The organism is Novosphingopyxis iocasae (genome assembly GCF_014334095.1).
Lineage (GTDB): Bacteria > Pseudomonadota > Alphaproteobacteria > Sphingomonadales > Sphingomonadaceae > Novosphingopyxis > Novosphingopyxis iocasae.
Genome location: NZ_CP060495.1, coordinates 1,097,796 through 1,118,098, shown reverse-complemented (window position 1 = coordinate 1,118,098; position 20,303 = coordinate 1,097,796). Strand labels below are relative to the sequence as shown.

General features: G+C 62.6%; 21 protein-coding genes and 1 tRNA gene. 11 read left to right on the top strand and 11 right to left on the bottom strand.

Annotated elements, in window-relative coordinates:
- Positions 1-25: 25 nt before the first annotated feature.
- The 5 genes from H7X45_RS05295 (at position 26) to H7X45_RS05275 (ending at position 5,128) form a co-directional block, all read left to right on the top strand.
- Complete coding sequence (locus tag H7X45_RS05295; protein WP_187336479.1) at positions 26-523, top strand: F0F1 ATP synthase subunit B; 498 nt, start codon at positions 26-28, stop codon at positions 521-523.
- Positions 510-1,172, top strand: a complete 663-nt coding sequence (locus H7X45_RS05290; protein WP_246449713.1) for a F0F1 ATP synthase subunit B family protein — start codon at positions 510-512, stop codon at positions 1,170-1,172. The genes H7X45_RS05295 and H7X45_RS05290 overlap by 14 nt, the downstream gene beginning before the upstream one ends.
- Positions 1,173-1,250: 78 nt before the next feature.
- Positions 1,251-3,215, top strand: coding sequence for an excinuclease ABC subunit UvrC (gene uvrC / locus H7X45_RS05285; protein ID WP_187336478.1), 1,965 nt, complete (start codon positions 1,251-1,253; stop codon positions 3,213-3,215).
- A gap of 28 nt (positions 3,216-3,243) precedes the next feature.
- Positions 3,244-3,978: a DNA repair protein RecO gene (gene recO / locus H7X45_RS05280; RefSeq protein WP_187336477.1), complete on the top strand. Its 735-nt coding sequence runs from the start codon at positions 3,244-3,246 to the stop codon at positions 3,976-3,978.
- Between the two features lie 28 nt (positions 3,979-4,006).
- Positions 4,007-5,128, top strand: a complete 1,122-nt coding sequence (locus H7X45_RS05275; protein WP_187336476.1) for a glycosyltransferase family 2 protein — start codon at positions 4,007-4,009, stop codon at positions 5,126-5,128.
- A 77-nt stretch (positions 5,129-5,205) separates the two neighbouring features.
- Here H7X45_RS05275 and H7X45_RS05270 read toward each other — a convergent pair whose 3' ends face one another.
- On the bottom strand, positions 5,206-6,519 hold the full coding sequence (locus H7X45_RS05270) for a glycosyltransferase family 39 protein (protein WP_187336475.1): 1,314 nt from the start codon (positions 6,517-6,519) through the stop codon (positions 5,206-5,208).
- 95 nt (positions 6,520-6,614) lie between these two features.
- On the opposite strand from H7X45_RS05270, the gene H7X45_RS05265 reads away from it, so the two are divergent.
- From H7X45_RS05265 to H7X45_RS05255, 3 genes are all read left to right on the top strand, one after another.
- Positions 6,615-7,823, top strand: a complete 1,209-nt coding sequence (locus tag H7X45_RS05265; protein WP_187336474.1) for a trans-sulfuration enzyme family protein — start codon at positions 6,615-6,617, stop codon at positions 7,821-7,823.
- Positions 7,823-8,221 carry a Co2+/Mg2+ efflux protein ApaG gene (gene apaG / locus H7X45_RS05260; protein WP_187336991.1) on the top strand — a complete coding sequence of 133 codons (399 nt, stop codon included), beginning with the start codon at positions 7,823-7,825 and terminating at the stop codon, positions 8,219-8,221. Before H7X45_RS05265 ends, apaG begins: the two co-directional genes overlap by 1 nt.
- A 115-nt stretch (positions 8,222-8,336) precedes the next feature.
- Positions 8,337-9,092 (top strand): LysR family transcriptional regulator, encoded by a 756-nt coding sequence (locus H7X45_RS05255; RefSeq protein ID WP_187336473.1) that lies wholly within the window; start codon positions 8,337-8,339, stop codon positions 9,090-9,092.
- A gap of 16 nt (positions 9,093-9,108) precedes the next feature.
- Here the strand turns inward: H7X45_RS05255 and H7X45_RS05250 are convergent, their stop codons facing one another.
- Positions 9,109-10,404 (bottom strand): serine hydrolase, encoded by a 1,296-nt coding sequence (locus H7X45_RS05250; RefSeq protein ID WP_187336472.1) that lies wholly within the window; start codon positions 10,402-10,404, stop codon positions 9,109-9,111.
- The gene (gene parE, locus H7X45_RS05245; protein ID WP_187336471.1) at positions 10,397-12,385 is read right to left on the bottom strand and encodes a DNA topoisomerase IV subunit B; all 1,989 of its coding nucleotides are present in this window, start codon (positions 12,383-12,385) and stop codon (positions 10,397-10,399) included. Before parE ends, H7X45_RS05250 begins: the two co-directional genes overlap by 8 nt.
- A 115-nt stretch (positions 12,386-12,500) precedes the next feature.
- On the opposite strand from parE, the gene H7X45_RS05240 reads away from it, so the two are divergent.
- Entirely contained in the window at positions 12,501-12,944 is a 444-nt protein-coding gene (locus H7X45_RS05240; RefSeq protein WP_187336470.1) for a hypothetical protein, read from the top strand.
- Between the two features lie 128 nt (positions 12,945-13,072).
- On the opposite strand, the gene H7X45_RS05235 is transcribed toward H7X45_RS05240, so the two are convergent.
- Positions 13,073-13,720 (bottom strand): GcrA family cell cycle regulator, encoded by a 648-nt coding sequence (locus H7X45_RS05235; protein WP_187336469.1) that lies wholly within the window; start codon positions 13,718-13,720, stop codon positions 13,073-13,075.
- Between the two features lie 82 nt (positions 13,721-13,802).
- Between H7X45_RS05235 and H7X45_RS05230 the strand changes: the two genes are divergently transcribed.
- Entirely contained in the window at positions 13,803-14,645 is an 843-nt protein-coding gene (locus H7X45_RS05230; RefSeq protein WP_187336468.1) for an ABC transporter permease, read from the top strand.
- A 9-nt stretch (positions 14,646-14,654) separates the two neighbouring features.
- On the opposite strand, the gene hspQ is transcribed toward H7X45_RS05230, so the two are convergent.
- The gene (hspQ, locus tag H7X45_RS05225; protein WP_246449710.1) at positions 14,655-14,996 is read right to left on the bottom strand and encodes a heat shock protein HspQ; all 342 of its coding nucleotides are present in this window, start codon (positions 14,994-14,996) and stop codon (positions 14,655-14,657) included.
- 151 nt (positions 14,997-15,147) lie between these two features.
- Here hspQ and H7X45_RS05220 point away from each other — a divergent pair.
- Positions 15,148-15,237, top strand: a tRNA-Ser gene (locus H7X45_RS05220).
- Between the two features lie 140 nt (positions 15,238-15,377).
- Here the strand turns inward: H7X45_RS05220 and H7X45_RS05215 are convergent.
- The 6 genes from H7X45_RS05215 to H7X45_RS05190 form a co-directional block, all read right to left on the bottom strand.
- Positions 15,378-15,698, bottom strand: coding sequence for a hypothetical protein (locus H7X45_RS05215; RefSeq protein WP_187336466.1), 321 nt, complete (start codon positions 15,696-15,698; stop codon positions 15,378-15,380).
- Positions 15,699-15,738: 40 nt separating this feature from the next.
- Positions 15,739-16,221 carry a hypothetical protein gene (locus tag H7X45_RS05210; protein WP_187336465.1) on the bottom strand — a complete coding sequence of 161 codons (483 nt, stop codon included), beginning with the start codon at positions 16,219-16,221 and terminating at the stop codon, positions 15,739-15,741.
- Positions 16,214-16,447: a hypothetical protein gene (locus tag H7X45_RS05205; RefSeq protein ID WP_187336464.1), complete on the bottom strand. Its 234-nt coding sequence runs from the start codon at positions 16,445-16,447 to the stop codon at positions 16,214-16,216. The genes H7X45_RS05210 and H7X45_RS05205 overlap by 8 nt, the downstream gene beginning before the upstream one ends.
- Before the next feature lie 95 nt (positions 16,448-16,542).
- Positions 16,543-16,971: a hypothetical protein gene (locus H7X45_RS05200; protein ID WP_187336463.1), complete on the bottom strand. Its 429-nt coding sequence runs from the start codon at positions 16,969-16,971 to the stop codon at positions 16,543-16,545.
- A gap of 202 nt (positions 16,972-17,173) precedes the next feature.
- Positions 17,174-17,908, bottom strand: a complete 735-nt coding sequence (locus tag H7X45_RS05195; protein ID WP_187336462.1) for an acyl-CoA synthetase family protein — start codon at positions 17,906-17,908, stop codon at positions 17,174-17,176.
- A 457-nt stretch (positions 17,909-18,365) separates the two neighbouring features.
- Entirely contained in the window at positions 18,366-20,294 is a 1,929-nt protein-coding gene (locus H7X45_RS05190) for an AAA family ATPase (RefSeq protein ID WP_187336461.1), read from the bottom strand.
- Positions 20,295-20,303: the final 9 nt, after the last annotated feature.

Below are 20,303 nucleotides of genomic sequence, written 5' to 3'. Positions count from 1 at the left end.
CGCTGGGTACTGACCGGAGCGTGACATGCCACAGATAGCCCAGATTGCCGCTACCTATGCATCGCAGCTGTTCTGGCTGCTGCTGGTGTTCGGCACGATTTTCGTTGTCATCGGACTTGGCATGTATCCGAAGATCCAGGGCACGGTGATCGCCCGCGATCGCAAGATCGAGGACGATCTGGCCGAGGCCCGCCGTGCCAATGAGGCGGCAGACCAGCTGGAAGAAGATTATCGCAAGAAGATGAACGAAGAGCATGCTGCGGCGCATCAGGCCATCGAAAAGGCCCGCGCCGAAGCCGCCCGCGAAACCGAGCGCAAGCTGGCAGCCGCGGGTGAGGAAAATGATGTTCTTCTTCAGTCCGCAAAGGCCGATCTTGCGGAGCGTCGCAAGAGCGCACGGCAGGAGATCGAGGGTGTCGCCGTCGAAGCGGCTCGCGAGCTCGTGGCCAAGCTTTCCGGCATCCAGCCGGAGCCGGGCGAGGCCGCCCGCGAAGTAAGGGAGATCATGCATGGCACAGACTAATCCCGCTTCGCAGTTCGACGTGTCCGGCAATGACGGCGCGGTCGTGACCGACGGTGGGTCTGCAACCCATTCGGGCAGCCCCATTGCCAGCGAAGGCATGCCGCAGACCGGTATCGAGGCGATCGAGGCCGGACATACGGTTGTTCATGAGGAGCCGTCTGCGCTCGGCATGACAGCCACCGCCTGGGTTTCGGTGGCGATGCTGGTGCTGATCGCGCTGGTACTCTGGAAGAAGGTGCCAGCAGCCCTCGGCAGGTCGCTGGATGGGCGGATCGATGCGATCCGTCGCCAGCTCGCGGAGGCGTCCGAACTGCGGGCCGAGGCAGAAAAGCTGCGCTCTCAGTATGAGAAGCAGCTCGCCGATGCGCAGAAGGAAGCCGCGGACATTCGCGAACTGGCCGAACATCAGGCCGCGGCGATCGTGGAGAAGGCGGAAGAAGACAGCGCTGCGCTGGTTCGCCGCCGCAAGCGCCTCGCCGAAGAGCAGATCGCGGTCGAGGAACGGGCTGCTATCGCTGAACTTCGCGAGACCGCGGCCAAGGCGGCCGTGGAAGCCGCTCGCCGCCTCATCGCGGACAAGCACGATGCGTCGGCCGATCGGGAAATGATCGACCGATCCATTCGCCAGATCGGCGGCAGCGTCCACTAAGACGCGGCTTTCCGAATTTACGATATATGGGCGGCGCGCTCCCTTCCCCGGGGAGCGCGCCGCTCCTATGTTGGCCCCATGCCGCCATCCGACAGCAAAGCCGGCCGCCCGGACCAACCCAATGCGCCGAGCCGGTTTAACGAGGAAAAGTCCGCTTATACCGTTCGCGGTTCCGACCAGCCCGACCTTGAGGCTGGAGTCGACGCGATTCGCACCGTCTGGAAAACGCTTCCCACGCGGCCCGGCGTGTACCGCATGCACGATAGCGGGGGGGAGGTGCTGTATGTCGGCAAGGCGCGCAGTCTGAAATCGCGCGTCGTGAACTACACGCAATGGGCGCAGCTTCCCGCGCGATTGCAGCGCATGGTGTCCCAGACGCGCAGCATGACGATCGTCACCACGCAGAGCGAGGCGGAGGCGCTCCTGCTCGAGGCGCAGCTGATCAAGCGCTATCGCCCGCCCTACAATGTCCTGCTGCGCGACGACAAAAGTTTCCCCTATATCCTGCTGCGGCAGGACCATGCGTTTCCGCGCATCCAGAAGCATCGGGGGGCGCGCAAAGCGAAGGGGCAATATTACGGCCCGTTCGCCAGCGCCGGCTCGGTCGGTCGTACGCTGAACGCGCTGCAGAAGATGTTCCTGCTCAGAAGCTGCACGGACAGTTTCTTCAACAACCGCTCGCGGCCTTGCCTGCTTTACCAAATCCATCGCTGTTCGGCGCCCTGCGTGGGGCGGATCAGCGAAGAGAATTATGCCGAGCTGGTCGGCGATGCCGAAAGCTTCCTCGCCGGTAAATCCACCGGCGTGCAGAAGAAGCTGGGCGAGCAAATGGAGAAAGCCGCAGAAAATCTCGATTTCGAGATGGCCGCGCTTTACCGGGACCGGCTGAAGGCGCTCACCTTCATTCAGGGCAGTCAGGCCATCAGCGCGCAGGGCCTGTCGGACGCGGACATTTTCGCGCTGGCGAGCAAGGGCGGCCAGGTCTGCATCCAGGCCTTCTTCATCCGCGCCGGGCAGAATTGGGGGCATCGCAGTTTCTTCCCGCGGCATGTGAAAGACGTGCCGGAAGAGGAGGTGCTGGCGAGCTTCCTGGCGCAATTTTACGAAGAGGTGCCGCCTTCGCGCCAGTTGCTGCTGGACCGTGAGCTGGCCGAGTCGGAGCTGTTTTGCGAGGCGCTGTCCGAGCGGGCGGGTTTCAAGATATCGATCGCGGTGCCGCAGCGCGGCGACCGGCGGCGGCTCGTCGAGCAGGCAGAACGCAACGCGGTGGAAGCCTTGGATCGCAAGCTCGCCGAGGGAGCCAGCCAGACGCGGCTGCTCGCCGAGGTGGCCGAGTTGTTCGATCTGGAAGGCCCGCCGGAGCGGATCGAAGTTTACGACAACAGCCATATTCAGGGCACCAATGCGCTGGGCGCCATGGTCGTCGCGGGTCCGGAGGGCTTCCGCAAGAACGCCTATCGCAAGTTCAACATCAAGCGGAAGGAGACCGCGCCGGGCGACGACTTCGCGATGATGCGCGAGGTTCTGGAACGCCGCTTCGCGCGCTCGCAGAAGGAAGATCCGGATCGTGAGGGCGGGGGCAAGTTCGCTGAATGGCCGGACCTCGTCCTGATTGATGGCGGCAAGGGGCAGGTTTCCGCCGCGATGGAAGCTTTGGAAGAGCTCGGGATCGAGGATGTGCCGCTGGTGGGTGTCGCCAAAGGCCCACATCACGGGCGCGAAGGGCGTGAGATCTTCCACATGCCCGACGGGCGGGAACTGACGCTGCCGCCCAACGCGCCGGCGATGTTCTATCTGCAACGCCTGCGCGACGAGGCGCACCGCTTCGCCATTGGCGCGCACCGGCAGAAGCGATCCAAGGCGATGGGCACCAGCCCGCTGGACGAGGTTCCGGGCATCGGCCCCGCCCGCAAGCGCGCGCTGCTGATGCATTTCGGCACCGCGCGCGCCGTGAAAAGCGCCAGCCTCGCGGACCTGAAACGTGCGCCCGGCATCAATGACAGTGTGGCGCAGACGGTCTACGATTTCTTCCATGCGCGGTGAACACGTCTATGTGTTTCGGGCAGGCTGAATGCCCCAGCTCTCCACCGAAGCGATCGTCTGTTCCGTGCGCCATCATGGCGAGCATGGCGCGATTGCGCGGCTCTTCACGCCGGATGACGGACTGGTGGCGGGCTATGTCCGCGGCGGGCGATCGCGGCGAATGCGGCCGATCCTGATCCCGGCGAATCTCGTGCAGGCGGAGTTTCGCGCCCGCACCGCCGATCAGCTTGCCTCGCTCTCTGTCGAGCTAATCGCCAGCCGCGCGCCTTGGCTGGCCGAACCGCTGCCCGCCGCGGCGCTGGACTGGGCGACCACGCTGACGGCGGCGACGCTGCCGGAGGAGAACGCCTATCCGCGGCTTTATCTCGCGCTTTCGGGGTTGCTGGAGGCGATCTGCCATGCGCCTTCGGCTCGCGGATGGGCGGCAGCGATGGTGCGTTATGAGCTTTTACTGCTCGCGGAACTCGGCTTCGGGCTGGACTTGGCGAGTTGCGCGGCAACTGGCGAGACCGAAGACCTCATCTATGTCAGCCCGCGCAGCGCCCGCGCTGTCTCCCGCGCGGCAGGCGATGGGTATAAGGCGCAGCTTCTGCCTCTCCCGCGCTTTCTGCTGGTGGACGACCGCCCCGGCTGGGAGGACATAGTGGGCGGCTTCGCGCTCACCGGTCATTTTCTGGAACGGCAGCTGTTCACGGAAAGGCGCGCCGACGTGATGGGCGGACGCCGGCAAATGATTGCGCGGCTCCAGCGGATGCTTGATTGAGCGCGGGTTGCAGGGCAAGGGAGCGCCCATGAATCAGGGGGAACTCCAGCACGAAGACGCGATCGAACTCGCCGTCGTTCTGCCGACCTTCAATGAAGCGTCGAACATCGACCGCGTCATCGCTACGCTGGACCGCGTGCTGCAGGGCATCGTCTGGGAGGCGGTGTTCGTGGACGATAACAGCCCCGATCACACCGCGCAGATGCTGCGCGATCGATCGCGCGAGGACCGGCGCATCCGCGTGATCGAACGGCTCGGGCGGCGCGGCCTCAGCTCTGCTTGTATCGAGGGGATGATGGCCACCGGCGCACCGCTGGTCGCGGTGATGGATGCCGATCTGCAGCATGACGCAAACCTGCTGCTACAGATGGTCGAGAAGCTTCATGCGGAGCCCGAGCTGGACCTCGTCGTCGGTTCCCGCTTCGTCGAAGGCGGGGGCACCGGCGATTGGGACGAGGCGCGCCTGCGCAAATCGCAATTCGCCACGCGCCTGGGCACGAAGCTGCTCAACCTAACGCTGAGCGACCCGATGAGCGGCTTCTTCATGATCCGTTCCGACCGGTTCCGCCGCGTCGCGCCGAAGCTTTCGGGCATCGGCTTCAAGATCCTGCTCGACATCGTCACCGTGGCGCGCGAGCCGATGAATATTGCCGAGCTGCCTTACACCTTCAACGTGCGCGAAGAGGGCGAGAGCAAGCTCGACCGGGTGGTGGCGTTCGAATATCTGCTGGCATTGTATGACCGGCTGTTCGGCCGCATCCTGCCGGTCCGCTTTGCCCTGTTCGCCACCATTGGCGTGCTCGGCATCGCGGTGCATTTCGCGATCCTCACCAGCCTGTTCGAAGGACTGGGAAGCGGCTTCATCGTCGCGCAATCGGCCGCGACCATCGGCGCGATGACGTTCAACTTCTTCCTGAACAACGCGCTGACCTACCGCGACAAGCGGCTCGCCGGCTTCCTGCCGATGCTGCGCGGATGGATCAGCTTCTGCCTGTTCTGCAGCGTCGGCGCGATCGCCAATGTCGGCATTGCCGCCTTCCTGTACGACGAATCCATGGCCGGGCTGACGCTGTCTGCGCTCGCGGGCATTCTGGTCGGCGCGGTATGGAATTTCGCCCTGTCGAGCCGCTTCGTCTGGGGCCGCTACTGAGGCACGGCGGCAGTCACCTGGTTCGACAAGCTCAGGGCTCACGGATTTAAGCGGTTTTGCGTCGCGCAGGGGGCCACCTACCGCCAGCTATCGAGCCACATCCAATGGTTGAACGCCTGCGGTCCATCGAGCGGTAGCGCCGCCAGGATCGGGTAGAAGTCGATAAAGACGCCGACCGCCGCCAGCATGATCAGTGCGGGAGCAAGATATTTGCGGTCGCGCAGCCAGAGATATTCCAGCGTCACCGCCAGCGCGATGATCAGGAAAAAGCTCGGCAGGAAATAATGATGATAGAAGGTCACCTTTTTGGGGACGATGACCCACATCGCCATGCCCGTGACCCATAAGGCGGTGGGCACCGTCAGCGCCCATTTCTTCGTCCGCACGCCCAGCACCACGCTCAGGATCAGAGCAGGCAGGCCTGTCCACATGATGATGGGATTGCCGAGCAGCACCACGCCGCGGATCGCGCCTTCCGCCTGTTCGTAGAGATACCAGATCGGCCGTTCGTCGATGATCCACTGCCACCAATGGCTGGCATAGGGATGCGGGGCCATATACCCTGCTTGATGCTTGGCGATTTCCCATTGATAGACAATCAGATGCTGGATCGGCACCGCCTTCTCGGCGAAGAACGCCATCGGAATGAACGTGGCGAGATAAAGCATTGCGGGCAGCAGCCCGAGGAGCAGTCCCGCCTCCGAAAGCGAAACGCCGCGCACCGGCGCCGCAGCGCGGTCCAGCAGCAAGGTCGCAGGGTTCCAGGCGCGCTTGCCCAATGCCCCCGCGCGCCAGACGAAAAAGCTCAAGCCCGCCACGAGCAGATAGGGTGCGGAGGTCCATTTGCAGGCGACCGACAGCCCCAGCATGGCACCGGCCCAGGCCAGGCGCTTCCATCCATCCTTCTGCGCGCGCACCGCCGCCGCGAGCTGCCACAGCCCCAGCATCAGGAATGCCGCCATGAAGATATCGAGCATCGCGATGCGCGACTGGATGAAGAGCAAATGGCCCGCAATCAGCAGGATGCCGGTAAGGATCATGAGGCGGCCGCTGCGATACAGCTCCCACACGAACATCAGCGCGCCGAACAGCGCCAGGCCGCCGAAGATGGCGCTGAAATCGCGCCAACCCCAGTGATTGTCCCCGAAGATCGTGATGCCAAGCGCAATGATGCACTTGGCAAGAGGCGGATGCTCATCGTTTAGGGGGACGCTGAAATCGATGAAGTGCCGGGCGGCGGGCACATAATAGATTTCATCGAAGAACATCGCCGAAGGATGCTGAATATTGATCAGGAAGAAGCAGGTGGCCAGCGCCCCTGCCAGCGCGGCCCAGCCTTGGACGCTCAGCCGGTCAGCCCACTCGCTCCAACGTCGCATTTGCTCGGCCATTTCGCAAAACTCCCTCGCGCGCCCGATAGGAAATCGCCGTTGAAGCGGCAAGCGCCCGCATTGACGCGGGGCTGCGTAAATCGCAAAGCGGGGCCATGAAAAGAGATAGCGGTCAGAACCCGGACGTTACCAAAAACTGGCACCCCGCAACATTGGCGGTGCGCGGCGGCACGGCGCGCAGCGAATGGGGCGAAACGTCCGAGGCGCTCTTCCTCACCTCCGGCTATTCCTATGATTGCGCGGGCGATGCCGCGGCGCGTTTTGCGGGCGAGCAGGAGGGCATGACCTATTCGCGCCTGCAGAACCCCACCGTGCAGATGCTGGAAAAGCGCCTTGCCCTGATGGAAGGCGCAGACACCTGCCGCACGATGGCGAGCGGCATGGCGGCGATGACCGCGAGCCTGCTCTGCCAACTGGAGGCAGGCGATCATGTGGTGGCGAGCCGGGCGCTTTTCGGCAGCTGTCGCTGGCTCACCGACACGCTGTTGCCCAAATTCGGCATCGCGACGACGGTTGTCGACGGGCGCGATCTCAAAAACTGGGAAGAGGCGATCCGTCCGGAAACCAAGGTGTTCTTCTTCGAAACGCCGGCCAACCCCACGATGGAGGTGCTAGATCTCGCCGCGATATGCGGGCTGGCGAAATCGCGCGGTATTACCAGCGTGGTCGACAACGCTTTTGCCACATCCGTGCTGCAGCGTCCGATGGAATTTGGAGCGGATGTTGTCGCCTACAGCGCCACCAAGATGATGGACGGGCAGGGGCGTGTGATGGCGGGTGCCGTGTGCGGCAGCGAGGAATTTATCGAGGAAACGTTGCTCGCTTTTACGCGCAACACCGGCCCCACGCTCGCCCCCTTCAACGCATGGGTGGTGATGAAATCGCTCGAAACGCTGGACCTGCGGATTCGTCGCCAGAGCGAGAACGCCATGAAGGTCGCCGAATTTCTCGAAGGCCGCGTCGCGCGGGTGAACTATCCCGGCCTCGCCTCCAGCCCCGGCCACGATTTGGCGACAAAGCAGATGGAGGCATGCGGATCGATCATGTCCATCCATGTCGGCGGCGGGCGTGAGCGCGCGCATGCGCTGCTCGATGCACTGCAGCTTGTGGATATCAGCAACAATATCGGCGATTCGCGCAGCCTGATGTGCCACCCGTCCAGCACCACCCATGCCGGCATGACGGCCGAGGCGCGCGAGGAGGTGGGCATCACCGAGGACATGCTGCGCCTGAATGTCGGGTTGGAGGATGTGCGCGATGTCATCGCCGATCTGGACCGGGCCTGCGAGGATGCGGGCCTGTGATCAAACTGATGTTCCCACTGGCCGAAACCACGGACGGAATCACCGTGCGCGTGGCGGTCAACTATCTGGAGGAGCAATCCAGCCCCGATCACAATCGCTGGTTCTGGGCCTATCACATCCGGATCGAGAACCATCGCGACGGGCCGGTTCAGCTTCTGACGCGCCACTGGCAGATCACCGACGGCATGGGCGTCACCAGCACCGTCGAAGGCGCGGGCGTGGTGGGCGAGCAGCCGGTGATCAAGCCGGGCAGCGCGCATGATTATGTGAGCGGCTGTCCGCTGCCGACGCCGGAGGGTTCGATGCAAGGCCATTATATGATGGCGCATGAAGGCGAAGGCTCCATCATGGCCGCGATCCCGCTATTCCGTCTCGAAGCCCCGGCGAGCGCGCGGTGACGATCGATCTGCCTGTGGAATCCGTAGCCCTGAGCCTGTCGAAGGGTGCCTCTCGCCCGAAAACCGTGCTTCCACACGCTCAGCACCCACGCAAATTGGGCGAAAAAGAGCTCTCATGAAACGCACCCTCCTCCCCTTGAATGGTCTGCGCGTGTTCGATGCGGCCGCGCGCCATCTCAGCTTCACCCGCGCCGCGGACGAACTGGCGGTTACGCCCGCCGCCGTCGGCCAGCAGATCCGCGCGCTGGAAGATGTGCTCGGCGTGGTCCTATTCCGCCGCGCGCCCAAGGGGCTGGAACTCACGCCCGAAGGAACGCGCGGGCTCGAAGCGCTGCGCGCCGGTTTCCTGCAGTTCGAGGACAGCGTGCGCGCGATGCAGCAGGGGCAGGGCTCCAAGCGCCTGACCATCGCCGCGCCGCGCGACATCAGCCGTTACTGGCTGCTCCCGCGTCTCGCCGACTATGCGAAGAGCGACGAGGATTTTCGTTTTCAGCTGATCGCCGCGGACGAACCGCTCGATTTCACCGAAGCCAATGTCGACCTCGCGGTGCGCTACACCGCCGATCCCGGCGATATCGAATGCCTGCCGCTGGGTGAGCAGCAGGCCGTATGGGTGGGCGAGGGCGATCGTGTGTGCTGGGAAGGCGGCGCGGGCGGGGATATCCGCCTGTCGGTCGCCGATGCCGGGCTGGCGCTGGAGGCGGCCCGCGCCGGGATTGGCCGGGCACGCATCCCGCATATGCTGGCCGAGGCCGCCGGGGCGGACTGGCATGACGCCGAAACCGCCCGCCGCCGCTACTGGCTGGTCGCACCCTTGCCGCAATGGCGCCAGGCGAAGGTCCGTGCGCTGGTTGAAGCGCTTAACGCTTGAGCGACGCGGCTAACGATCAGTCAGGGTAGGCCAGCTTGAGCAGCCGCTGCATCAGCGAGGCGAATTTCATCTGGTCGATTTCCTTGTCCGGATCGGTCCAGCCGCCGACGACTGCATAGCATTCGGCGTCCTTGGTGCAGGCGAGCCAGTCCATCTGGATCACGCCCGGTTCCGAACCGCCCTTGAACCCGAGATAATCCCAACGGCCGCTGTCCGGAACGCCGTGGTTTACGGCTATGATCTCGCGCGCCAGCGGGGCTTTCACGGTGCGCAGATAATCGAGCAGCGCGACCATATCGCGGGGCGCGGCGGGCCATTCGATGGTATCGACGAAGCGCGGGGCGCCCGCGAGCTGGGTGACGTCGACCTGCGAGATGTCCAGCCGATCGCGGTTCTGTTCCAGAATATCGCGCTGTTCGGCTTCGCTGGCGGCGAGAAATCGATCGCGCAGCTCCGCATTGCCGTCCATCTTCAGCGCGAACGCCTCAACGGTGCTCAGGAAAGGCAGGATCGCGGAGGGATCGCTATGACCGATCTTGGCGAGCCGCGCTTCCACCCGCTCGCGCCCCAGCGTGTGCAGCAGGATATCCGTGGCCGTATTATCGCTGATCGAGATCATCTGCGTGGCGAGTGTGGCGAGCGTCACCGGCATATCTTTCGGCCAGCTTTGCATCACGCCGCTGGGAAAACTGGTGCGGTCCAGCGCCACTATATCGGACCATTGCCGATCCCCGTTGGCGATCTGATCGGCGAGTTCGGCAAGGATGTAGAGCTTGAACGCGGAGCCGAGTGCGAGCAGCCGGTTGCCCTGATAGTCCGCCACGGTGATCGGACCATCGTCGGTAAGACGCGCGATCATATAGCCTGAACGGCCCGGCAGTGCCTCGAACTCCGCGCGGACCTTATCCAGGCTGTCATTCTCGGTACGGAAGCCGGTCAGTAGCAGGCCGATCACGCGGTGCGGCGCATCACTTGCCACCGTCATGCGAATTTCGCCGATTGCCTTGTCGAAGGCCAGATCGAACTGACCCTGATCGGGCGTCGCCATCGCGAAGTTGCTTGCGGCCCCGGCCTCGCCTTGCTGTGCGACGACCTGCGCGAACAGGGCGCGGAGCTGCGCCTCGGGCACCTGCGCCAGAAAGCTTGGGGCGAACATGTCCTCAACGTCGCCGCCGCCATTTACGATCTCGGTCAGCTGAGCGGCGCGTTGCCGGAGACCGTCACTCGGCTCTACACTTTGCGCGCCGGCAGGAGCCGTCACGCAGAACAGCAATGCGGCAAGTACAAGCAATTGCGAAACAATCTTAGGCATCGATCGCATCCTCCTCCAAACTCGAAGCATTTTCCTGAATGAAGGCGAAGCGTTCTTCCGGCTTCTTGCCCATCAGTCGATCGACCAGCTGCGACACGCCCGCGCGCTGTTCATATTCATGCGGCAGCGTGATGCGGATCAGGGAGCGCGTCTTCGGGTCCATCGTCGTTTCGCGCAGCTGCGAGGGGTTCATTTCGCCCAGGCCCTTGAAGCGCCCGACCTCGACCTTTTTGCCCTTGAACACCGTCGCCTCGATTTCGGCGCGGTGCGCATCGTTGGCGGCATACACGCTCGTGCCACCGCTGGTCAGGCGATAGAGCGGCGGACGGGCGAGGAACAGATGCCCCTTTTTCACCACATCCGGCATTTCCTGGAAGAAGAAGGTCATCAGCAGCGTGGCGATATGCGCACCGTCCACATCGGCGTCGGTCATGATGACGATGCGTTCATAGCGCAGATTGTCGGCATCGCAGTCCTTGCGTGTGCCGCAACCGAGCGCCTGGATCAGATCCGCGATCTCTTGGTTGGCGATGATCTTGGCCACGGTGGCCGACGCCACGTTCAGGATTTTGCCTCGGATCGGCAGGATCGCCTGCGTCTTGCGGTCGCGCGCCTGCTTGGCACTGCCGCCGGCGCTGTCGCCCTCGACGATGAACAGTTCGGTGCCGTCCGGGCCGGCCTCGGAACAGTCGGTCAGCTTGCCCGGCAGTCGCAGCTTGCGAGAGCTGGTGGCGGTCTTGCGCTTCACCTCGCGCTCCGCTTTGCGCTTCAGGCGCTCCTCCATCTTTTCCTGGATGAAGCCCAGAAGCGCGCGGCCGCGCTCCATATTGCCGGTCAGATAATGGTCGAAATGATCGCGGACCGCATTCTCGACCAGCTTGGCCGCTTCGGGCGAGGTCAGGCGGTCCTTGGTCTGGGACTGGAACTGAGGCTCGCGGATGAAGACGGACAGCATCAGCTCGCACCCGCCCATCACATCGTCCGCGGTGAGCTGCGAGGCTTTCTTGTTGCCCGCGAGCTCGGCGAAGGCGCGCAGGCCCTTGGTTAGTGCGGCGCGCAGACCCTGCTCATGCGTGCCGCCGGCGGGGGTGGGAATGGTGTTGCAATACCAGTCAGTCGATCCCTCGGACCAGAGCGGCCAGGCGATCGCCCACTCGACGCGGCCCTGGTTGTCCGGAAAATCCTGGCTTCCCGAGAAAGACTCTGAAGTCGCGCACTCACGTCCCTGCAATTGCTCTGAAAGATGATCGGAAAGACCACCCGGAAACTGGAACACCGCTTCCTGGGGCACCTCTTCGCTGGCAAGAGACGCTGCACATTTCCAGCGGATTTCGACGCCTGCGAACAGATAAGCTTTGGACCGCACCAGCTTGAACAGCCGCTTGGGCTTGAACATCGCCGTAGGCCCGAAAATTTCACGATCGGGCACGAAACTGATCGAAGTGCCGCGCCGGTTGGGCGTATTGCCTATTTCCTCGAGCCCGGTTTGCGGCGCACCTTTCGAAAAAGTCTGGCGATATAGCGTGCGGTTGCGGGCCACTTCTACGATCGTTTCGACGGAAAGCGCATTCACCACAGACACGCCGACACCGTGGAGGCCGCCGGAGGTGGCGTAGGCCTTGTCCGAGAACTTGCCGCCGGAATGCAGCGTGGTGAGGATCACCTCCAGCGCGGATTTCTCCGGATATTTCGGATGTGGATCGACGGGAATGCCGCGGCCGTTATCGACGATCGTCAGCCGATTGCCTTCGTCCAGTTCCACCTCGATGCGTGTGGCATGGCCCGCCACCGCCTCGTCCATGGCATTGTCGAGCACTTCGGCGGCGAGGTGGTGCAGCGCGCGCTCGTCCGTCCCGCCGATATACATGCCCGGGCGGCGGCGCACCGGCTCCAGCCCCTCGAGCACTTCGATGGAGCTAGCGTCATATCCGCTGTTGTCGCTGCTTGTGCCTCCCGAGGCACCGAAAAGATCGTCGGCCATAGGAAGCGGTATAGGGGGCCGAAAGTCGCGCTGGCAAGCGGCGCCGGATGGATCGACGATAAATGTTCGTCCTTCGTTCTGTCCTACAGCGCCCGCCATCGGCATAAGCTGTTGGATGACGAACAAACTATCGCTTCACTTCGGCGCGCGCCCTTCGGTGCGCATTCCGTTCCGCCCCGTACGTACGCGTGACCGCCACGATGGCTGGACGCTTGCTCGCCAACGGGCGTTTATCGCTGCCTTGGCCGATCTGGGATCGGTGAGCCGCGCCGCTGCAAGCGTCGGCATCAGCGCACGGTCTGCGTATCGGCTGAAACGCCGGGACGATGCGGCATCTTTTTCCAAGGCGTGGGACCGCGCGCTGGACCATGCCTGCGCGCGCAGGATCGAGGAGCAGCGCGTGCAAGCCGAGTGGCGGCGATCGAAGCCCTATTTCTATGGCAATCTGCAACGCGGGGTGCTGCCGAATGATGATAGCGCTGCGCTCTTGCGGCGCCTCGACCGACTGGAAAAATGTCTCGCGGGGCGCAGCGGTTCATCGACGGGAGAGAACGTTTGAACCGAATTGCGAGGGGGGTGTCCTCGGACCCGTGCGACCTTTCAGATTGCACCCGACGACCGATAGGAGGCACAAAAAAGGCGCGCCCGGGTGGGGGCGCGCCTTCCTCAATTTCGTTTGTAACGGCCTCAGCGCACGCGCGGACCGCCGAAGGGCAGCGGCGGCGGGGGCCGGCGGGCACCGCGCGGCAGCTGTGCCTGATAGGCCCGGCCGCAATGTTCGACGCAATAGGGGAAGCCGGGGTTCACCGGCTCGCCGCAGAAATGGAAGTCCGCTTCGCCCGGATGGCCCATCGGCCAGCGGCAGACGCGCTCATTCAGATCGAGCAGACTGGTCTTGTCGGCGATCTCCGGGCTCGGCTTGGCCGGCACCAGGCGGCGCGGCGGGGCCGGCGGGATCGGTGGCTGCTGATCGCCGGGGCCTTGGCGCATGAAGCCGCCGGGGCCGATCGACACCACCTTCTGCTGCGGCTTGCTGTCGGCCTTCTGTTCCTGCTCCTCGGGCGCGCTATCGGTGGTGGCGGGCGCCTCTTCCTTTGCCTCCGGTGTCGGTGCCGGTGCAGGTTCAGCTGCTTTGGGCGCAGGCTCCGGCTCGGCCTTTTTCTCCGCCTCATTGGATTTTACCGGAGAGGGGCGCGATTTCAGGCCCAGGCGATGCGCCTTGCCGATCACGGCATTGCGGCTGACCTCGCCCAGTTCCTCGGCGATCTGGCTGGCGGTGAGGCCTTTTTCCCAGAGCTTCTTGAGCAGGTCGATCCGATCGTCGGTCCAGGCCATAAAAACTTTCTCGTTGATTTGACAGCGCGCGGGAGAGCGCGGTGGTTGCGGCAATAAGCGGCAGGCGTTAGGCGATTGCCGCATGGCGTCCAACAGCGAATTTAGGAAACAGGCCGGCCCGGCGCAACCGGGCTTCGGCGTTCCCACCATTTCCGGCGTGAATTGGGCGGGGCTCAAGACGCTCTACGTCAAAGAGGTGCGCCGCTTCATGCGCGTGCAACTGCAGACCGTGTGGGCGCCGGGCATCACGACGCTGCTCTACCTGATCATCTTCACCGTGGCGCTGGCGCGCGGCGGCCGCACCGCGCTCGGCATGCCGTTCGTGGACTTTCTGGCGCCCGGCCTCATCGTCATGGGCATGCTGCAAAACAGTTTCGCCAATGCCAGTTTCTCGCTGCTGGTCGGCAAGATTCAGGGTACCATCGTCGATTATCTGATGCCGCCGCTCAGCTATGCGGAGCTGATGTTCGCGCTGATCGCAGGATCGGTGACGCGCGCCTTCGCGGTAGGTTTCGCCGTATGGCTGGCAATGCTGCTGTGGCCGGGTGTGTCGGTTGCGATTCGCGAACCGTGGGCGGTGTTCTGGTTCGGCCTCAACGGCGCGGTCTTTCTCGCGATCCTGGGGCTCGTCACGTCGATCTGGGCGGAAAAGTTCGATCATGCCGCGGCGGTCACCAATTTCGTGATCGCGCCGCTCGCCCTCCTGTCCGGCACCTTCTACTCGGTCGAACGATTGGCGCCGACTTTTCAGGCGATCAGCCATGCGAACCCCTTCTTCTACATCATTTCGGGCTTTCGCTACGGCTTCCTCGGCGTTGCCGATTCGCCGGTGCTGATTGGCGCGCTGGTGGTGTTCGCGCTCAACCTGATCGGCGGCACGCTGGTCTATCTGCTGCTGCGCTCGGGGTGGAAAATCCGCAGTTGAGCGGCCCGCTTAATTGCGGCGGTGCGCGGGAAGGGCGTATTTCTCGCCCGACCATGCCGCAAAGTACTGCCGGATCTCGGGGTGGTCGACCGGACCACCATCATGATCGTCTAGCAGATTGCCCTGGCTGACATAGGCGATGTAGCTGGAATCCTCGTTCTCAGCGAACAGGTGATAGAAGGGCTGATCGCGGGCGGGGCGGATGTCCTCCGGAATGGCTTCGTACCAGTCCTCACTATTGGAGAATTCGGCATCAACGTCGAAAACGACGCCGCGAAAATCGAGGAAACGGTGGCGCACGACATCGCCGATGCCGAAGCGTGCCTGACGGATGGAAACAGTCTGGTTCATGTCAGAACTCATATCGGCCCAATGCGTGGCAAATACAACCGATCCGCTTCGGATACGGGGCTTGGCAAGCCAAAGGGAGTGCGCTAGAGGGCGCGCCTTGCCGAACGGAGCCGGGGCTTTCGCCCTTCGACCATTGCCCCGTTCGCCTCGCGGAGAGGTGCCGGAGTGGTCGAACGGGGCAGTCTCGAAAACTGTTGTGCTCTTACGGGTACCGTGGGTTCGAATCCCACCCTCTCCGCCATTTCGTTTGTTTAAAGTGGTGTAACGCATTGAAGCAGTGGGGGAATTTTTCAGGTTAAGCGGATAGCCGGTCCGATTATCCCATCTGTCCCACATAACCTTTTGCAACGGGATGCAATGGAGGGTCAGCGGATTCGATCTTCATAAACAACCCTCAACCCGATCGGTAATTCTCTGCTTGAGCACGCTACTGCGTCTAATTTCGACGGTGTTCGGATTGCCGTAGCGAATCGTCACGGACGTGTTGTTCATCATTCGCTCGCCAAAATTTAGCGTTCGACTGCCCTCTGCCCTGATAGTGTTGGGGCCTCCTAGTGACGACAGCGCATTGCCAAGACAGCTTTCCAAAGCGTCAGCGCTTTTGTTTGACGCGTATATTCGTTCTGGTTCCTCGGCCATCGTGTCCGCGATCGTGGTGCAGCCACCAGCCAATAGGCATCCGACGATAATTGCCTTGTTCATTTGCTTTGCCTCCTGTTGACTGGTGGAGGTTGGCAAACGATCAACGAAGAGGCAACGGCTCAGGTGCACGTCCGCCCGATCGGTTAAGTCCCATCGCGCCAATCAGCGCCATCGCATCGCGTGCCGCTTCATCGGTATGATCGCGATATGCGAACAGCCTTTCCAACGATCGTTTAGGATCGTTACCCTTGAAACCAGTGCATAGCGCTAAGACAGTTTGAACTGGACCAATCGTTACGATTGGACGGCCAATGTCATCGCGTCCGAATGTAGCCTCTTCAACGTTCGGATCGTACTCAACGTGATCGAGCAGGCGATAGATTCCAGCGTCCCGAACAGACCATATGTGGCGGCGTGGCATTTTGCTAAAGTAGGACGAAGGCAATCGCCACATCCCATTTAAGAAAATTAAAGCCATTGCCGGTTCGCGCAGATCAGCGGCCCAAATACCGCTAGATTTCGCTTGTTTAAGCGTGGAAACGTTATCGGATTGGTCGTTTCGGCCAGGAACAGGGTTAGCCATCTGCCATACCTTCGTAGATTTCTTGAACCGCCCGCAAGTCCATACTGTCGGTTATGCGCGGCCCATCTCCCAGCGCGAAATAGTCTCGCAACACATGGGGCATCGGCGGCAAATGCAGCATGCCGTCCGCTAAAGCCGCGTAGGCTTCACCAGGCCGTGCGGGATCGGATGCAGCAGCAATCGCTCGATCGCGATCAGCCCGCCAATCGTCGAACTTGGCCCGCATGTCCGGCTCCATGCGGTAAATCGCTAACGTCATCGGATCGTGCCGTTCGAGCCTGTCTCTCAAATTAGACAAGCGATTGCTCAGACTAACTCTGCTCATTTGCGCAGTGCCACGACGATTGATTCAAGTTCTTCGACTTGTCGCTTAATTTCAGACAAGTCAGCCGCATCGATCGCAGTTTTCCAGCCCTGTGCTATGCGTGCGAATTCGTCCGGCGATATCTCACCGTTAGTCATCGCTTCGATAATTTCGTGCGGATCAGCGGTCCCGTCAAGATCGATGCAGCGACCGCCTTTTGGTAACACATATGTCAGAACAAGTTCGATTGCCCGCATGTTACCAGAATTGACCTGCTCTTTAAGCTTTAGAACGGTCAATGAGGCCATTTCCTGTACTGCGGCCAATGTGGCGGCGGACGTTTTGTTTTTTGTGCCGCGTTTTCGCCCACCTTGTCCGGGCAAGAACCGGCCAGCGTCGTCCCGCTTTGGACCCCATTCAGTCGCGATTGTCGGTTCAACTGCCATCAGACGAACTCCACTTTTACATTTTTTTGAAGGCACCAGTGGGCCAGCGCCGCCGTGTCGATCCACCTGCGGTCAATCGTGTTAGGAAACCCGTTTGCGGCCCGATGGTACGCGGCAGACTGCCGTGACCAGCCGAGCCGCTGATATGCTTCTCCAGCGGCGATCCTCTCCCGCGTTGGCAGATAGATGGTGTCGGGCAGTTTCACGCGGCCAAAACCGCCGCAAGCGCCTCATCTGGACGCATATCGAGCGCAGCGGCCACGAATGCCAAGTGACTTTGAAGCGAGCGCTCCGCCGCCTCCATCGCAGCCTTCCGATCGTCAAAACGGGCCAACACCTCGTTCGCTGCTCGCTCAGCCGCTTCCCGATCCGGGCCGCTGGCAGTCAAGAGGTCCAGCGAAGGCCGCTGAGCATGGTCTGCCATCATGCCGGTACGCTCGATTTGGGCAAGCGCGACGAATCTCCGCTCGGCCAGTTCGAATGCCGCCGGATCAAGGTACGCCAAGTTGCCGTCCTTTGTTAGCGCGGCCAGATCGGCCAGGCTGGCCCCTTGAACGGCACGGACCTGCGCCGCCGAATCCATTTCCCGGTATCGCGAGCGCCGCTCGGGTGCTGCGCTCATATCCACCGAAGGTGGCACGGTGCGGGCCACTCGGTCCGCTTCCGCTATTGCGCTGCGCTCGGTCCTGCCCGCCTCGATCGCGGACCGCGTGGCCTTGAGCAGCGGTGCTGCGACCTGGCGGACATGCTCAACTGCGGCACCATCGCGATATGTCGCGAAGGCCACCCTGTGTTGCTCGGCAAACGAGCGCAGCGCCGGTGCGAGCGGTGCAAGCGCATCATGGGGCACGATATGCGCAACGGCGCTCGAACCGCTATCGCTGGTGAAGGTAAAAACGGCGCCTCGATCGGTTGCGGTTTCTGAAATGGCAGGCATGTAAAAAACTCCCTCCTTAGGTTTACCTAAAGAATGGGTATTCGAATACGTAAGTCAAGCAAAAATAGAATGATGTAGGAAGTTTCTACCAATTCGAAAACTGCGCCAATTGGACCATTCTTACTAGTCAAAAACTGTAGGACTGCACCAATATCAATTCAGCAATATAACCAACCGACTGTGCAGCAAATCAATATTGGGAGATCGGGTATGTCCCGGTCAAATTGCTACAACTTGTGTAAATTGCTGGACTGCTTGGAATAGTAGGTCGGATCGTTTTTTTATAATCCAGTCCATATTTAACAGATTATCAGGTTCACCGAGCGGGACACCGGGACAGCCCTAAGGCTGCTGTCCCGTCCGTCCCGGCTTCATCGGGTTGAACGGCTAACGGGACAGGGGGCTTCGTCCCGGCATGTCCCGCTGTCCCGTCTGTTAATTGTACAAATTGCTATAATTATCGCTCGACGAGTCCCGGCATCGGCATGCGGCTATAATTTTCGCCAGATTGCACAATTTGCCGCCCGTCAATGAGAGCCGTTCGGGCGCGGTGAAACGCCCTCTTCAATGTCTCTGGCTTTTCTGAGTCGTGGCGCTCATAGAACGCCGCCCGCCAACCTTGCTCGCTTGCCGCGCCGTCCACCGCCACCGCGGCGAACGCTTCCATTCCCATGCGGGCAGTGGGAGTCAGGCCGCCGCCCGACCCATCCGGCTCGCCCGTAAATTCCAGCGCGACCGATCCCGCCGCCTCGACCAGTTCGAACTGCATAGCGCGCGGCGGTGGCGCATCTTTCATCTTACTGTTCGATAGGGTGACAGCCTCGCCCTTCTTTTCGACCCTGTATTCGGTATCCACCGCACCGCGCAGGACGCTCGATCCGCGTCCGCGTGTCTTTTCACCGTGACCGGAGTGATGGACCAAGAGGACGGCGGAGCATGGGTATCGCTCGCGCAGCCGATCGAGCGCCGCAACAAAGGCATTCATATCGGCGGTCGAATTTTCGTCGCCGGGGCCAAAATTGCGGGCAAGCGTGTCGATAACGATCAGCCGGGGCGTTCCGTGCTGCGCGGCTAGCGCATCGATCGCAGCGGTCGCCATGGTGGCGCTAGGGCCGTCGAGAAATTGGACGGCAGCGGTGGACGCGAACAGCGGCGCTTCGGCTATCGAGACGCCGCGCAGTTCTTCCCAACCGGCGAACCGCCTTCGCAGCCCATTTTTGCCCTCTCCCGCGATATAAAACACTGGACCGCTCGCTACCCGGTGCCCGTGGAACGCTTCGCCCGTCGCGACGCATGCCGCCATGTCGATCGCGACCAGCGACTTGCCCGATGCCGGATCGCCGAACAGTGAAGCAAGCGCATCCTCCTCTAAGAGGCCGTCGATCAGGAAAACGGGCGGACGGGCCACCATGTCGGCCACGCGGACGAACAGTGCCGCCGGATCATTCGCAGCTCGCGTCAAACGGGCACCAGGCGGCAAAGGCGGCATGATCCCGCCGAACGCGGCCCAGCCCGCAGCATTGGCATCCTCGCTCATCCGGCCTAGCGTGCGGAAATCGCCCCCGGTGCCATGGCGGGCAAAGTCCGCCCACGCTCGCCGGTTCGCAGCTGGATCGTTCTTCTCCCCATGCCCTTCACACCAGTCGAGCCAATCGGCCAATGCCGTGCAATTGTCCGCAAGGCCCGCCACAGCGGCATAGAAAGCACCGCTGAATAGAAGCCAGACATCCCGGCCCATGTCGCTCGGATCGCGGCTGCGCAGCGCGTCTAGCGCCACTTGATAGGCCGGTGCCCGTTGCCCAGTGCCCGGTGCGATCCGCGCGCTCGTTCGATCCGCGCCAGCGGTCGCCCATTGCGGAGCCGTGGCGCGCGGTGCGGACAGGATCGCGGGATCATAAAGGACCAGGAAACCACCATCGCCGCGCCTGTCCAATCCGCTCGCCAGCGTATCGGTTGGCGCGGGCTGTCCAGCGGGCACGTCCACAAGGATATGCGATCCACCGGACGGCGTGCGCTGCATTGCGCTGGCCGAGATTGTCCACCCCTTCGCGGCCATGCTGGCCGAGCCGCTCTTGCCATCCCGTTCGTCTATGTCGATCGCCAAGCGGCCATCGCCCATTGCCAGCCCGATCCAAGCCCCGGCCCTCTCGCCCGCCCACAGCGCGCGGATCGACGCTTCATCGGATCGAGCGTGATGGACGCCCGCTGGTCCCGTCGGATCGACGCCCAGCGCCGCCGCCGTTGCGGTGGTCGAGTAGGGTATCTTGCGGCCCGGAACGATCGGCAGGACGCGCCAGCCAAAGGATGCAGCGTGGAGCGCCGCATCTACGCCGGACGGCAAATGCGGAGCATCTTGCGCCACCGGCGCAACTGGACTATTTTGCATAGCGTACCT